The 15,551-nt window shown below is 41.4% G+C and carries 11 protein-coding genes; 3 read left to right on the top strand and 8 right to left on the bottom strand.

Annotated elements, in window-relative coordinates; all coding sequences use genetic code 11:
* Nucleotides 1–188: 188 nt before the first annotated feature.
* From feoB to alr, 3 genes are all read left to right on the top strand, one after another.
* The gene (gene feoB / locus Q0E08_RS07825; RefSeq protein ID WP_294778569.1) at nt 189–2,534 is read left to right on the top strand and encodes a ferrous iron transport protein B; all 2,346 of its coding nucleotides are present in this window, start codon (nt 189–191) and stop codon (nt 2,532–2,534) included.
* A 173-nt stretch (nt 2,535–2,707) separates the two neighbouring features.
* On the top strand, nt 2,708–3,748 hold the full coding sequence (locus Q0E08_RS07820) for a peptidoglycan bridge formation glycyltransferase FemA/FemB family protein (RefSeq protein WP_294778568.1): 1,041 nt from the start codon (nt 2,708–2,710) through the stop codon (nt 3,746–3,748).
* A complete protein-coding gene (gene alr / locus Q0E08_RS07815; protein WP_294778567.1) occupies nt 3,745–4,818 on the top strand; it encodes an alanine racemase in 1,074 nt (357 codons plus the stop codon). The genes Q0E08_RS07820 and alr overlap by 4 nt, the downstream gene beginning before the upstream one ends.
* Nucleotides 4,819–4,872: 54 nt before the next feature.
* Here the strand turns inward: alr and trpS are convergent, their stop codons facing one another.
* The 8 genes from trpS to Q0E08_RS07775 form a co-directional block, all read right to left on the bottom strand.
* Nucleotides 4,873–5,886: a tryptophan--tRNA ligase gene (gene trpS, locus Q0E08_RS07810; RefSeq protein WP_294778566.1), complete on the bottom strand. Its 1,014-nt coding sequence runs from the start codon at nt 5,884–5,886 to the stop codon at nt 4,873–4,875.
* Between the two features lie 18 nt (nt 5,887–5,904).
* The gene (locus Q0E08_RS07805) at nt 5,905–7,083 is read right to left on the bottom strand and encodes a PLP-dependent aminotransferase family protein (protein WP_294778565.1); all 1,179 of its coding nucleotides are present in this window, start codon (nt 7,081–7,083) and stop codon (nt 5,905–5,907) included.
* 1 nt (nt 7,084) lies between these two features.
* Nucleotides 7,085–8,203, bottom strand: a complete 1,119-nt coding sequence (locus Q0E08_RS07800) for a CDP-glycerol glycerophosphotransferase family protein (RefSeq protein ID WP_294778564.1) — start codon at nt 8,201–8,203, stop codon at nt 7,085–7,087.
* Between the two features lies 1 nt (nt 8,204).
* Nucleotides 8,205–9,392: a CDP-glycerol glycerophosphotransferase family protein gene (locus Q0E08_RS07795; RefSeq protein ID WP_294778563.1), complete on the bottom strand. Its 1,188-nt coding sequence runs from the start codon at nt 9,390–9,392 to the stop codon at nt 8,205–8,207.
* 12 nt (nt 9,393–9,404) lie between these two features.
* Nucleotides 9,405–10,658, bottom strand: a complete 1,254-nt coding sequence (gene glyA, locus Q0E08_RS07790; protein ID WP_294778562.1) for a serine hydroxymethyltransferase — start codon at nt 10,656–10,658, stop codon at nt 9,405–9,407.
* 114 nt (nt 10,659–10,772) lie between these two features.
* Nucleotides 10,773–12,068, bottom strand: a complete 1,296-nt coding sequence (locus Q0E08_RS07785) for a M28 family metallopeptidase (protein WP_294778561.1) — start codon at nt 12,066–12,068, stop codon at nt 10,773–10,775.
* 1 nt (nt 12,069) lies between these two features.
* Complete coding sequence (locus tag Q0E08_RS07780) at nt 12,070–13,668, bottom strand: beta-N-acetylhexosaminidase (protein ID WP_294778560.1); 1,599 nt, start codon at nt 13,666–13,668, stop codon at nt 12,070–12,072.
* A 362-nt stretch (nt 13,669–14,030) separates the two neighbouring features.
* Nucleotides 14,031–15,320, bottom strand: coding sequence for an LCP family protein (locus tag Q0E08_RS07775; protein ID WP_294778559.1), 1,290 nt, complete (start codon nt 15,318–15,320; stop codon nt 14,031–14,033).
* Nucleotides 15,321–15,551 lie beyond the last annotated feature (231 nt).

Here is a 15,551-nt window from a genome sequence, read left to right as displayed (position 1 = left end):
AACAAATTAACAATCTTATAATAAAACAATGATAGAAAATTGTCAATATAATAAGTATAAGTAATTACATAATTGTAATAAAAAATACACATTTAAGTAATAAAATAAAATATAAATTTGTATAATTATATGATTGTATACCACATCAAAAAATGATACAATATAAAAAAGTGATTTGGAAGATTACTATGGAATTGAATAAACTAAAACAAGGTCAAACCGCTGTGGTGCAAACCGTAGGCGGTGACGGAGCTTTACGCCAACATTTTCTTGATATGGGGCTGATTCCGGGTGCGGAAATTACTCTTGTAAAATTTGCACCGATGGGCGACCCGATTGAATTCAGAATACACGGCTACGAGCTAACCTTGCGTGTGGATGACGCAAAAAAAATTGAAATAAAACCGATAAAAAAGACGGTTCAAGCCGAACAGGAAAAGAGATGCACGGACAGAATTGAGCATCCGGGACTTGGCGAAAACGGCAAATATCATGTAAAATCAAGTGAAAACCCTTTGCCGTCGGGAACTGTTTTGTCTTTTGCTCTTGCGGGCAACCAAAACTGCGGAAAGACAACTCTTTTTAACCAGTTAACAGGCTCTAATCAGCATGTCGGCAACTTCCCGGGCGTTACCGTTGACAGGAAATCGGGTGTCATAAAAGGCTACCCGAACACAGAGGTTGTTGACCTGCCGGGAATATATTCTCTTTCACCATACACAAGTGAAGAGATTGTTTCAAGGCAATACATACTTGACGAAAAGCCGACAGGTATCATCAATATCGTTGACGCAACAAACATTGAGAGAAACCTATATCTCACAATGCAACTCATGGAGCTTGAAATTCCGATTGTGCTTGCTCTGAATATGATGGACGAGGTCAAGGGCAACGGCGGATGTGTGCTCATCAACGAAACCGAGGATATGCTCGGAATTCCTGTTGTACCTATTTCTGCGGCTAAAAACGAGGGCATAGACGAGCTGATTCAACATGCTGTGCACATTGCCAAGTATCAGGAAAAGCCGGGCAGAACCGACTTTTGTGACGAAAGCGAGCACTCGGGAGCAGTGCACAGAGCACTCCACGGAATAATGCACCTCATAAAAGACCACGCCGAATCGGCAGGAATACCTATCAGATTTGCGGCGACAAAACTTGTTGAAGGCGACGAAAGAATAGAAAAGTCACTTAACCTTGACAGCAACGAAAAAGAATTTGTTGAAGCAATCATCAAGCAAATGGAAGAAGAACGAGGAATGGACAGAGCAGCGGCTATTGCCGATATGCGTTTTTCGTTCATCACAAAGCTTGTTGACAAATGCGTTGTTAAACCGAAAGAGAGCAAGGAGAGTATAAGAAGCCGAAAGATAGACAAGATTTTAACAGGAAAGTACACAGCTATTCCGAGCTTTATTGTTATAATGGCAGTGATTTTTTGGCTGACCTTTAATGTTATCGGACTGCAACTCCAACAACTTTTGGAATATTTAATCGGTCAGTTGACCACCCTTGTTGATACAGGACTTACAAATTGGAATGTAGACAAGGTGTTACATTCGCTGATAATTGACGGAATTTTTGAGGGCGTAGGCAGTGTATTAAGTTTCTTGCCGATAATCGTAACATTATTCTTCTTCCTGTCGTTGCTTGAAGACACGGGATATATGGCAAGAGTTGCGTTTGTAATGGACAAATTATTGCGTAAAATCGGGCTTTCGGGACGAAGCATTGTACCTATGTTAATAGGATTCGGCTGTTCCGTACCTGCGGTTATGGCAAGCAGAACTCTGCCGTCGGAGCGTGACAGAAAGATGACAATCACGCTTATACCGTTTATGAGCTGTACGGCAAAACTTCCGATATACTCATTTTTCACAGCGGCATTCTTCCCTGACAAAGCACCGCTTGTAATGATTTTGCTGTACTTTGGCGGAATAGCCGTAGGCATACTGACGGCATTTATTTCAAAAGGAACTGTATTCAAAGGCGAAGCCGTGCCGTTTGTTATGGAACTGCCTAACTACCGACTTCCGAGTGCCAAAACAACATTGCATCTTTTATGGGAAAAAGCAAAGGACTTTTTGACAAGAGCATTTACGGTAATTTTTATTGCAACAATCGTTATTTGGTTTTTAAAGACATTCAACTTCCATCTCGGAGTTGTTGAGGATTCAAAAGACAGCATACTTGCAGGAATTGCAGGTGTTATTGCACCGATATTTGCGCCTCTCGGCTTTGGTGATTGGAGAATGTCAACCTCATTGATAACAGGCTTCATCGCAAAAGAAAGCGTTGTTTCTACATTGAGTGTATTAACAGGCTCGGCAGGAGTTACAAGCATACTGACTCCCGTAAGTGCGGCAAGTTTCCTCACATTCTGCTTGCTTTACACTCCTTGCGTTGCGGCGGTTGCTTCAATCAAGAGAGAACTTGGCAGAAAATGGGCAGGAATCACAATTTTGCTTCAATGCTCGGTTGCTTGGCTTTGCTCAGGCATTGTATATGTAATCGGGTCATTAATTGTAAAATAAAAAACACTTCTTACTGTTTATTACAATCCCTCCGAGTGCGATAAATCGCACCCACCTCCCTTTACACAAGGGAGACATAAAAGGATTTACATTTACGGTAAGAAGTATTTTTATATTTACATTAAAAATGTATTATGATATAATTATTAAACAAAATAAACAAGGTGACAGATATGATAGAGAGAGTTAACAAAGACAATTTAGCCGAATACGAGGCTTTTATAAAAAAACATCCTAAGGGACTTTTTCAGCACTCCTCAAAGTGGGCAAAGGTAAAATCCGCTTGGAAGTGGGAGGCTGTTATGCTCAAAGATGACAACGGCGAAATTATCGGTTCTGCCGATGTGCTTATAAGAAGCATTCCCGTTATCAAAAATTCACTTATGTACGCATGCAGAGGCTTTGTGTGTGACGAAGATGATTTTGACACTTTTGACAAATTATTTGACGCAATTCTTGAAGTCGGCAAGGAATACAAGGCATATTGCCTAAAAATCGACCCTGAAATCGTTGTTGAGAACAAGGCGTACAAAGAGCATCTCATCAAAAAAGGATTTGTTGAACTAAACCCGGGATGTATGGATTTTGAAAATGTACAGCCGAGATTTGTATACTGCTTTGATTACAACGGTTTGAGCGAGGACGAGCTTATGCTCACCTTTAAATCGGACTATCGCAACCGCATAAGAAAAGCTCCTAAAAAGGGCGTTGAAGTTAAAATCTGCGGCAAAGAAGCACTTGACGACTTTGTTGCCATTATGGCGGAAACGGGCGAGCGTGACGGATTTTCGACAAGACCGAAATGGTATTTTGAAAAAATCCTTGATTGTATGACAGATGACGCAAGGCTTTATATGGCGTACTACGAGGGCAAACCGATTGCGGGAACTCTTGCAATCAAGTGGGGCGAAAATGTTATGAAATACCAATACGGTGCTTCATCAAACGCTCACAGAAATGTTTACCCTAACTATGCACTTCAATGGGCAATGATTAAGTGGGGTATGGAATGCAACTGCAAGGTTTACGACTTTGGCGGAATCAGCGGTGACTGCCAAAATCCTGACAACCCACACTACGGACTTTGGAGATTTAAGCACGGCTTCGGCGGATATATGAAAGAATTTGTGGGCGAATTTGACTATGTAATCAACAAGCCTGTATACAATCTTTACAACATCGGAACAAAGGTATTGAAGAAAATCAGAAAATGAGCAGATATGTAATAGACAAAAAATTGCTTGACGAAAACATTGAGATTGTCAAGCAAAAAGCCGGAGTGCCGCTTATCGGAGTTGTTAAGGGCAACGGCTACGGCTTTGGAATAAAAGAAATAACAAAAATTTTAGTTGAACACGGAATCAAGACTTTTGCCGTAACGGAGGTTACAGACCTGCCGATACTGCGTGAGGTTTTAACCGACGAGGACATCCTTGTTATGCGTTCAACCTGCATAAAAGACGAATGCAGAGAAATTGCAAAATACGGAGCAACAGCAACAATCGGTTCTTTGCAAGCAGGACAAGCAATGAGCGAAGTTGCGACCGAAATGGGTGTTACCGTAAAATGCCACCTCAAAATCGACACGGGAATGGGCAGATACGGTTTTATGCCGAGCGAAATTGAGGACGCAATCAAATGCTATTCACTGCCGAATCTTGAATTTACGGGAGCGTACACGCATTTTTCATCGGCTTTCAGAAACCACGATTTAACCAAAGTACAGCTTGAAATGTTCAAGGACACTATGGCAAAAATCAAGGAAAAAGTTGGAAAAGTCGGCATATTGCACGCAAGCAACTCCCCTGCTCTGCTCAATGTTGAGGATGTTTGCCTTGACACCGTGCGAATCGGCTCGGCATTTACAGGCAGAGTTATTACAAAGAGCAAAAGCGGTTTGCACAGACTCGGTTCGTTGGAAGCCGAAGTTGTTGATGTTAAAACCGTACCAAAAGGATATTTTGTCGGCTACAACGCAACATACCAAACAAAGCGTGAAACAAAGATTGCCATTGTGCCAATCGGTCACTATGACGGCTTTGGCCTTACAAAAGAAAAAGAAATTATAACTTTCAGATATGTTCTTTCCGTATTCAAAAGTTTTCTCAAAAAGAAGCAGATGTATGTCAAAATCAACGGCAGAATGTACCATGTAATCGGTGGAATCGGGCTCAGCCACACAGCGGTTGACATTACAGGAAGCGATGTCAAACCGGGCGATTTGGCAAGCGTTGACATCTCACCGCTTATGGTAAATCCGAGGATTGAAAGAGTATATAAATAAGAATACAGACATAAAAAAAGACGCAAATCAATGCGTCTTTTTTGTTTACAATATTTATTTTGCAAGGAAGCCGACTTTTTTCATAACCTTGGTGAGAGTTCTGTTTGCAAGACGAGATGCGGTATCTGCACCCTGTGTCCAGCACTCTTGGAGATACTTTTTATCCTGCAAAAGTTCGTTATATCTCTTTTGAACAGGCTCAAGTTCTGCAACAACTGCTTCGCCGACTGCCTTTTTGAAGTCGCCGTAACCTTTGCCCGAAAAGTCGTGCTCGATAGTTTCGAAGCTATCACCCGTAACTGCGGAATAAATTGTCATAAGGTTGTTTATTCCGTCCTTGCCGTCTGCATAGTGAACCGACATTTCGCTGTCTGTAATAGCGGATTTAAACTTCTTCATAATCACATTCGGTTCATCCGTGAGATGAACCGTTCCCTTTGGATTAGGGTCGGACTTTGACATCTTTGAAGTAGGATTTTGGAGCGACATAACCCTTGCGCCTGCCTTTGGAATGTAAGGCTCCGGAACTGTGAACACATTGCCGTAAACACCGTTGAAGCGTTCTGCAATGTCACGAGTGATTTCGAGGTGCTGTTTTTGGTCCGCACCGACAGGAACGACATCTGCCTGATACAAAAGAATATCGGCAGCCATAAGGCAAGGATATGTGAAAAGACCTGCGTTGACATTGTCTGCGTGCTGTGCGGATTTATCCTTAAATTGAGTCATTCTGTTAAGTTCGCCGAACTGTGTGTAGCAGTTTAAAATCCAACCGAGCTGACTGTGTTGCGGAACATGTGACTGCACAAAAAGGATACTCTTTTGCGGGTCAAGTCCGACAGCCATAAGCATTGCATAAAGCTGCGTTGTTTGTGCACGAAGCTTTGCAGGGTCCTGACGAACGGTGATAGAATGCAAATCCGCAATACCGAAAATAGTGTCAAAATCATCCTGAAACGACGCCCAGCCTTTCATAGCACCGAGGTAGTTGCCGAGGGTCGGAACCGAGGTCGGCTGAATGAGTGATAATGATCTTTTCTTTCTTTCAACTTTTACTTCTTCTGACATAATATTATCTCTTTTCTGTTAATATTCTTTAAAAACTTCGCCCATAATCTTAACACCCTTAATGATATTTTCGTCACTCGGAGTGGAAAAATTAAGGCGGATATAGTTACAAGGTTTTGACTCGTCTACAATGAAAGCATTGCCCGGAACAACGGCAACTTTGCGTTCTACAAGGCGTTTGCAATAATCAAGCATATCCACATTGTCGGGGAGCTTTGCCCACAGGAACAAGCCGCCCTGCGGTCTGACATATTCGATTTGAGGGCAATACTCATCGAGTTTTTCACACATAAGGTTGATTTTTTTGCGATAAATCTTTCTTATTTCGTCAATATGAGCATCAACATCATATTCCTTAAACCAGCGGTAAACAATCATTTGATTGAGCACGCCTGTGTGCACATCGGACACCTGCTTGCCGATTGTGAATGCACCGGCAACAGAATTAGGTACAACGGTATAGGCAACACGAATACCGGGTGCCAAAATCTTTGAAAATGAACCGGCATATATTACAATTCCGTCCTCGTCAAGGGTTTTGATTGCCGGAACATCCTCGCCCTCTGTGCGAAGATTGCCGTAAGGGTCATCCTCCAAAATAGCAATGCCGTACTTCTTTGCAAGTGCATACATCGCTTTTCGCTTTTCCCAAGAAAGGGTTGTGCCGCCGGGATTTTGGAAGTTTGGAATTGTATAAATAAACTTAGCGTTCGGATTTTGCTTAATTGCTTTTTCAAGTGCTTCAATATTCATACCGTCGCTGTCGATAGGAACGCCGACAAGTTTGCAACCGTGAGAACGAAATGCGTTGAGCGAACCGATAAATGACGGTTCTTCGCAAATAATAGTGTCACCCTCGGAAGTGAGAATTCTTGTGGTAATATCCATAACCTGCGTTCCGCCGGCAGTGATAATAACGGTGTCGTCATCAGTGCCGATATTATTTCTCTTTTTAAGCCAAGCCTTAACGGTATCACGAAGCGGGTCATAACCTTCGGAAACGCCGTAAACAAGAGCAGAAACAGGATTTTCTTCCAAAATCTCTGCACTGATTTTTTTAACTTCTTCGCAAGGGAAAGCCTCAACAGCCGGTGAACCGCCTGCAAATGCGATGACGGACGGGTCGGAGGTAGCTTTTAATATTTCTCTTGTAGCCGAAGGTTTCATATTTTTGTACTTGTTTGACAACTGTAACATTTTAACCTTCCTCCAATATTTCTTTAACAAAGCGTTCGCACGAATGACCGTCACAAAGGGACACAAATCGTTTTTTGAACGCAATGTAATCATCATTATTGTTTGTTATAGATTTTATGGCATCGGCAAGTTTGTTTTGATTGGATACAATACTACCGCAAGAATAATCCTTATAATCAAAATAGAAGCCACGGTTGCTGTTATACTCCTCATAATCGGGAGCATACAGAACAGCCGAATTGCCGATAATGGCATTTTCAAATATCACGGACGAATAATCCGTGACAAGGACATTCGTAATAAAAAGAATGTCGTTAATTTCCCTTTCATCGCTGAAATCAAAAATTCTTTCGCAATCGGGGATATTAAACTTACCCTTAACAAACGGGTGAAGTTTGACGATAATCGCCCAATCATCACCGAGAGAATTTGACAGACCCTGAAGGTCGATGAAATCTTCGGGATAATAAGCATCGTTTACATTTTGACCTCTAAAGGTCGGAGCAAAAAGGCAAATCTTTTTACCGACAAGGCTCGGTGCACGGTCATAAAGCCGTTTCTTTGCCGAAGCAACATAATCGGAATTGAAGAACAAATCGGTTCTCGGAGTGCCGACAGGCTTAATTTTGTCAACCGATATGCCGAACGACTCGGCATATATTTGGCAAAGTTCGGGTGACGAAACAATAGCCTCGGTGTAATTTTTATGGGTGAGCGAGCCTGATTCCGCAGTGCCTCGACAATAGCCAAATCGTTTGAACGCACCCATTGCGTGCCAAAGCTGAACAAGATGCTGACCGTCACGAAGAGTGAGAACATACACCATCGGCTCAAAATCATCAACCATAATATACTTACTTTGAGCCATGGTTTTGCCGAGTTCGTCGAGCGTCATCTGCTCTTTTGAAGTTACGGTATTGATGTTATAATCAAGTCCGTTTTGTTCAATATAACTTTTAACAGCCGCAAGATTGCCGCCGAGTTTGCCTTTTGATGTGCAAAGCATAAGAATTTGATTATCAACCATTTTGCACTTCTTCCCTTTTTCAAAGGCGGATATTAAGTTTTTATATCTCATTTTTTGAAGATGAGGATAAAGTGCGGATTTAATTTTTCCCATACTATGCCTTGTAATTATATTTATTATTGTATTTGTCACGCATAAGCAAATCGATAATTTCGCCGTAAATATGCGTGATACTGTCAAACTTTTTATTTACATAATCGGTTTTAAAGCGTTCGATTTTTTCATTTTCAACTGTTTTGTTATCATTGATTGAAGCCAAAATATCCTCGCTTGTTTTACCGTACACGGCAGGAATATCATGCCAAAAATCAATGTAAAACCCACGCTCGTCAAGATACTTTTCACTGTCAAAGCAATAGATATATATAGGCAAATTTTTAAGCACGGCTTCATAAATAACGGAGCTGTAATCCGTCACGACAAAATCGGAAACGCACATAAAATCCATACCCGAAAAATGCTCGCCGCAAACAGGATTTTCAGCCGAATTGACATAAATTTCTTCAAGGTTTGTATCAACAACATGGTGCTTTACAACAAGGTTATATTTTGAATAATCAACCTTTGAAACAAGGTCTGCAGTTGCAAAATGAAGTGCTTCTATATCCTCGGGTCTGTCCCTGAAAGTAGGAACATAAAGGATTGTTTTTTTGCCGTTGTCAAGTTCTGAATATACGGAATAAACATTGTTTTTTACCTCGGCGGTTTTGCCGCTGTCGGTAAGATAATCCATACGGGGAATTCCGATTGGAATAAACTTTTCTTCGGGCTGACCGAATGCCTCGGCAAAAAACGGAACGCATTTGTCGCCCGATGCGGCAATCAAATCATAATTTCTGTGCATTTTGAAAGCATTGGCAGTTGCGGAAGATTTGCCGCCCGGCATATCAAGAACAGATTTGCCAAAGCGTTTGAACGCTCCGAGTGCGTGCCAAATTTGTATAATCTTCAAATCTTTTTTATGATTAAGAATTGAAGCCAAAATGCAATAGCCGTCAAGTACAACAACTTTTGATTGTGAAAGTGCTTTCATCTGCTTAAAAATTTCGGCCAAGTATTTGATTTTTCCGCTCAGTGAGGCAGGTATCATCTTGCATAATACAACAACCTCATACTGCGGGTAATTGTTTTGTATTTCATCAATCAAATAGCGAAAATCAAGTGAAGGAGTTTCGCTTTGACGAGAAATAAAAGCAACTTGATTTTTTGTTTTATTAAGCTTAAAGAACGAATAAACGAAGTTCATAAGAACTCCGAATATTCTGCCAAGCAAGTTAATCATAATACGAATTTTTTACTCGTAAAGAGGATATTTTGCACAGATTTGAGCAACGCCGTCAAGGATGTACTGCTTCTTTGCGTCATAATCTGTAACGGCAAGAGCGATATACTCTGCGATTTTGTCAAAATCATCTGCATTGAGTCCACGGGTTGTAGCGGCAGGAGTACCGATACGAACACCTGAAGTAACAAACGGTGAAAGCGGTTCGTTTGGAACGGTATTCTTATTAAGTGTGATATGAACTTCGTCAAGTCTTGCTTCAAGTTCCTTACCGGTTACGCCGGTACCTCTCAAATCAAGGAGGCAAAGGTGGTTATCGGTACCGCCCGAAACAAGGTTTTGACCTCTTGAAATAAGTCCGTTGGCAAGAGCCTGTGCATTGTCGATTACACGCTGTTGATATTCCTTAAATTCAGGTTTGAGAGCTTCGCCGAAGCATACTGCCTTACCTGCGATAACATGCATCAAAGGACCGCCCTGTGTACCCGGGAACACAGCGGAATTAAGTTTCTTTGCAAGATAAGGATTGTTGCAAAGGATAAGACCGCCGCGAGGACCGCGAAGTGTTTTATGTGTGGTTGTTGTAACAACATCTGCATACGGAATCGGTGACTGATGAAGTCCTGCGGCAACAAGGCCTGCAATATGAGCCATATCAACCATAAACATTGCACCGTTTGCATGAGCAATGTCTGCCATTGTTGCAAAGTCAATTTCTCTCGGATAAGCGGAAGCACCTGCTACAATAAGCTTTGGCTTAACCTTATTTACCTGCTTTGCAAAAGCGGCAAGGTCGATATATCCCTCCTCATTTACACCGTAAGGAATAAAGTTGAAATACTTGCCCGAAATGTTTGCAGGAGAGCCGTGAGTGAGGTGTCCGCCGTTATCAAGGCTCATACCCATAACGGTGTCGCCCGGTTTAAGAAGTGCAAGATAAACCGCTGTGTTTGCCTGTGCACCCGAATGCGGCTGAACATTGGCAAACTTGCAACCGAAAAGTTCGCAAGCACGCTTGATAGCTATTTCTTCCACAATATCAACATACTGACAACCGCCGTAATATCTCTTTGACGGCAAGCCCTCTGCGTACTTATTTGTAAGCACGGAGCCCATAGCAGCCATAACCTGAGGAGATACAAGGTTCTCCGATGCGATAAGTTCAATGTTTTCTCTCTGACGCTTAAGTTCAAGTGCCATTGCGTCTGCTACCTCGCTGTCGGTTTCGGCAACCTTTGCGATTGAATCGTAATAATCGTTGTACATATTTATTCCTCCGATGATTTAATATATGTAACCATTCTACCATAAAATACAATAAGATACAATATAAAATAAAAGAAATCCCGTTAAAAGCAGGATTTCTTTAATAATTATATGTTAGTTAAGTCCTTTTTCATCAAAGTTAAAGATAGTTGAAAGGATAACCTCATAGCCTGTTTTGATGGCTTCCGGAACAAGTCGGTCATAGCTGTCACGAACATTGTGGTAGTAATCGGCAGGAGCCGGGTCCATAGCGGCAAGACAGGTAGCTGTAATTCCCTCTTGAGTAAATGCAGCGGCATCCGATGAACCGAAGAACACATTTGCAAACTTCAAATCATTGTGACCGGATTCCTTGGCGGAATCCATAACAAGCTGACTGAAAGGCTGTGAGTGTTTTACTGTGCCTGTCATATCACGGGAATAAACATTAAGGTATTCAAGGTCGGTAAGAGTGTCAACGCAAAGAACAGCGGTTTCTACACCTGAATTTGTGTATTCGTCCTTATGCTTCTTTGCCCAATCTTTACAGCCTCTGAGGCCTGCTTCTTCACCGTCGGTAATCATTGCAACAACCTCGGTATTTTCAAATTCAACACCTGCCATATCGAGCATACGAAGTGCACATACGGCAGAATAAGTACCTGTAAGATTATCATTTGCACCCGGTGAAATAGTGTCAAAGTCAACAAAGAGATAAAGAGTTACCATAAAGAGTGCGGTAAGAATATGGAAATAGAAGCTGTAATTTACCATAAAATCTCCGAATGCACCCATATCAACAAAGTTAGCAATAATTGCGATAATTGCAATTATAACAGAAATAACCGCACCGCCGATGGTTCCGCCCATACAAATGGTCATAAGCGGGAATTTGCCATTTGCATAGTAAAGATGACGCCATTGATAAGCGGCGTCGCAGTGACCGGAGATTATAATTCTTCTCTTAACCTCGCCCTGCGGCTTACGAACGGCATAATAATTATGTCCTTCGATTTTCTTATAGAACACATCGCAGAATTGCTTGTACATAAGGAATTCCATAACCGTGATGAAAAGACCTATTGCAATAACACCACCTACGATACACTGCGGGAGGAAGAAATCCGAACCGCCTATACCGCTGATGACGCCTGTATAAACCAATCCGAGACAAACAACCACAGCCAAAATAATTGCGGCGGAAACCGTCTTGGTAAAGTGCAAGAATGCCTTTGGTGCCATTTTGTAAGATTCAAATCCTGTTTCGTCGCAAAACGGCTTCATCTCTTTATCAATGTGCTTTTGTGTTGCAAGGCAGTTTTTGTTGCCGGACTCACGAGGTCCGTATCTTTTGATAACATTGGTTATCTCGTGAACGGTATAATCAACATTTTCATCAATAACCGCCTGCGGAAAATCTTTAAATTTCATTTTATCGTTCTCCTTTAGTTTTATATTGTGCATTCAACTGATTTTCAAGTTCGGTATTTCCATTTGCAAACTTTTTCAAAATCTTTGAACGCTTAAACAGATTTGTAGGCATAGAAATTTTATCAACCGCATAGTTAATACCCATAGCGTAAAAAGTAGGCTTGAAATCATCAAGTCTTACCTTGAAGTCCGCAAAATTACGCTTTTCTTCAGGTGACCATGCAACCTCTGAAAGTGCCTGCATACGCGGGAAAACAAGCATTTCGAGTCTTTCTCTGCCTCTAATCCATTCTGTCCATACTTCGCCCTCTACACCGAGAACATTTTTTATATTATCCTTGGTTACACCAAAGTTTTCAGGCTTATACTCATATGTTTTTTTAAGCGAATATTGAGCGTAAGGCATATCAAAATAAAACGATTGATGATTACTCATAATCATCTTTCCGCCGCTGTTGACATACGCTTCCGCATTTTTATCGCGTTTCGGTGTCCAATACTGTACAACGATATTTTTGTCACTTGTATCAATATTTTTACCTTCAAGGACTTCGTTCCAGCCTATCATCTGTCTGCCTTTAGACTTGAGATACTGCGAAAGCTTATTTTCAAACCAGCCTTGAAGTGCTTCTTCATTTTTGAGATTATTCTCTTTAATCACTCTTTGGCAATTAGGGCATTTTTTCCACTCGTCTTTAGGGGCTTCGTCACCGCCTACGTGAACATACGGTGAATCGAACATATCACAGATTTCGTCAAGGACATCATAAACGAACTGCAAACTCTTTTCTTTGCCCATACAAAGCGTTCTGTTCCAATCCTTTTGATTGTAAATCTTTGTAGGAATTTTGCCGCCGAAATAGCCGGGAACATCTCGCTTCAAATCACGGCACGCAAGGTCACTGTATGCCGCAAAAACAGCAGCACAATGAGCCGGAAAGTCTACTTCCGGGATAACGGTAATGCCACGCTCTTTTGCATAAGCAACTATTTCCTTAATCTGTTCCTGCGTATAATAACCCGAATACGGCTTTTGTTCCATCTTAATTGACTGCCAACCGTCAAGTTGTGTACAAGTACGCGTTGAGCCGATTTCAGTCAAAAGAGGATACTTTTTAATTTCAACTCGCCATCCCGCATCATCGGTCAAGTGCCAATGAAAAACATTGAGTTTTTGCATAAACATCCAATCGAGATATTTTTTTACATAATCAACATCATAAAAATGGCGGGAAACATCAAGGGAAAGGCCTCTGAAATCAAAACGAGGCTCATCTTCAATGTCACAGCAAGGTACTTCCCTGCCGCCTGTATCGAGATGTGCAAGTTGGCGAACGGTTTGAAGTGCGTAATAAACGCCGATTTTTTTGCTTGCCAAAATGACAATATGCTCTCTTGTTACGCCGAGAGTATAGCCCTCTTCGGCAATTTTGCCATCTTTTACGACAATGACGGTTGCTTCCTCTTCATTGTCACAAAATTCAACTTTACCCTCCAAAAGCGGAAGTTCAAAATCGGATTTTACTTTTACTTTTTCGGGCAGGACAAAAATTCCGCCAAGTTCTTTCGCCTTTTTAGGGGCAGGAATAACTGATAACATATTTTTTCTCCACTTATTATTGCCGCACAAAACGACTTATACTATTATACCAAACCGAATATATAAAGTCAATTTACAAACTATGAACAATTCAGGCTGTATATACAGTTCCTAAAACACGCTGTAGGCTGTTGAGAAAGTTTCTGAATTTCGTTTTCTTGCGAAGGAAGATGTACAATGGTACCTCGACTGAGCAAAAAACGAAAAACGCCAAAAGTGGTGCAAACTCGATGTTTGCGGCACTTTTCTTTAAATAGTATTATTGAAACAATAATGTTTCGGGATAGGCAAGCCTATTCCCTACAAAATCACGCTGAAATAATTTTGGCGTGGTTCAGGAACTTTATCGACAGTCTGAAAATTTATTTATTTTGTTCTGCCTTTATCTCTGCGGCGGTTTTGTTATAAATCAAATCTTTGAGCTGTTCTTTATTCTTATCAACATCTATTGTGATAACGCTTGCACCGCCGATTGTTGCATACTGCCATGTACCGTCAAACGGAACACGGACTTCTGCCATATCACCGATACAAGGGAGAGCCTTTAAGCCGGAGGAAATAATTTTTGCCTTTGAAAGATTTGTTTCGATATACGGGGCGGCTTTGCTTGCCATTGAAACAAGCTTAATCGGATTTGCCGATTTTACGCTTTTAAGAATAGCCTGCATAACGGTTCTTTGACGGTACGCACGCATAAAGTCGGTGTCTATCTTTCTGATTCTGCAATAAGCAAGTGCCTGTTCGCCTGTTAATTTGTACTTACCTGCATCAAGTTTAACATTGCCGTATCTGCCTTTATGCGAAGTTACTTCTTTTGCTTCCTTTTCACTTACTTCAACCTCTACGCCGCCGATACTGTCAACAAGAACCTTGAACATCTCAAAATCGGCAACAACATATCCGTCAATATCTATGCCGAAATTATATTCTATTGTATCAACAACGCCGTTATATCCGTCATACTGACATGCGGCATTGAGTCGCTGCTTTTTATCAACGCAAGGAATATAAACCCAAGTGTCACGCAAAAACGACACCATCTTGACACAATTATGTGCCTTATCAATAGATATAAGCATCATAGAGTCGGAGCGTGAAGCGGTATCGTCTTTTGGATTACGGGCGTCTACACCCAAAAGCAAAATATTGGTTACGCTTGACGAATGAGCCAAATCCGACCTGCTGACATATTGATTTTTACGCTTATCGTCATAGGTCACCTTGCCCATTGCGTTGCCTACAAAACAGCCTGCTCCGATAACCGCAACAAGGATAACGGCAATAACCGCTCTGAAAATATTTTTTGCCTTGTTCGCTGCGGAATTCTTTTTTCTTTTGCGGCGAGGCGGAGGCGATGATTCTCTCCTTTTGCGTGCACGCTCTTCGTTTTCTCGGCGTTTTTCGGCGTCACGGTCAACATAAACCTGCGGCACAAAATCATTTGCACTTTGACGGGCTGAGCGTTTCGGCTCGTCAAACTCTTTCATAAACGCATCAAGGTCAATATCCGAGGTATTTTGATTATCTATAACATCATCGCTGTTAAAATCATTTTGGTTAAAGTAATCTTCGTCAACGGGAACGCTTCTGTCCCTGCTGTCATTGTCTATTCTCTTTTTAGGGTTAAAGCCCTCTTCGTCAAAACGAGGCATAATAACACCTTTCCTTTATTTTAAAATCATATACCAAAGTAAGTTTACACCATATGGAATTTATTTTCAACTTTTTTTATTTAATATTGCAATTTGAAGCGGAATAATTTATTATATAAGATAGAGTTGTCCAGACGGTTGCGTAATCTTTGATTATGAGGAAAGTCCGAGCAGCACAGAGCAGGATAACGGCTAACGGCCGCCGAGGGTGACCTTAGGGAAAGTGCAACA

The organism is uncultured Eubacterium sp. (assembly GCF_934561735.1).
GTDB lineage: Bacteria > Bacillota > Clostridia > Oscillospirales > Acutalibacteraceae > Eubacterium_R.
This window is presented reverse-complemented; position numbering and strand designations above follow the sequence as displayed.

Excerpts from the sequence above, each read along its gene's own strand:
- feoB (WP_294778569.1), top strand. The coding sequence starts at position 189 with ATGGAATTGAATAAACTAAAACAAGGTCAAACCGCTGTGGTGCAAACC.
- Q0E08_RS07820 (WP_294778568.1), top strand. The coding sequence starts at position 2,708 with ATGATAGAGAGAGTTAACAAAGACAATTTAGCCGAATACGAGGCTTTT.
- alr (WP_294778567.1), top strand. The coding sequence starts at position 3,745 with ATGAGCAGATATGTAATAGACAAAAAATTGCTTGACGAAAACATTGAG.
- trpS (WP_294778566.1), bottom strand. The coding sequence starts at position 5,886 with ATGTCAGAAGAAGTAAAAGTTGAAAGAAAGAAAAGATCATTATCACTC.
- Q0E08_RS07805 (WP_294778565.1), bottom strand. The coding sequence starts at position 7,083 with ATGTTACAGTTGTCAAACAAGTACAAAAATATGAAACCTTCGGCTACA.
- Q0E08_RS07800 (WP_294778564.1), bottom strand. The coding sequence starts at position 8,203 with ATGGGAAAAATTAAATCCGCACTTTATCCTCATCTTCAAAAAATGAGA.
- Q0E08_RS07795 (WP_294778563.1), bottom strand. The coding sequence starts at position 9,392 with ATGATTAACTTGCTTGGCAGAATATTCGGAGTTCTTATGAACTTCGTT.
- glyA (WP_294778562.1), bottom strand. The coding sequence starts at position 10,658 with ATGTACAACGATTATTACGATTCAATCGCAAAGGTTGCCGAAACCGAC.
- Q0E08_RS07785 (WP_294778561.1), bottom strand. The coding sequence starts at position 12,068 with ATGAAATTTAAAGATTTTCCGCAGGCGGTTATTGATGAAAATGTTGAT.
- Q0E08_RS07780 (WP_294778560.1), bottom strand. The coding sequence starts at position 13,668 with ATGTTATCAGTTATTCCTGCCCCTAAAAAGGCGAAAGAACTTGGCGGA.
- Q0E08_RS07775 (WP_294778559.1), bottom strand. The coding sequence starts at position 15,320 with ATGCCTCGTTTTGACGAAGAGGGCTTTAACCCTAAAAAGAGAATAGAC.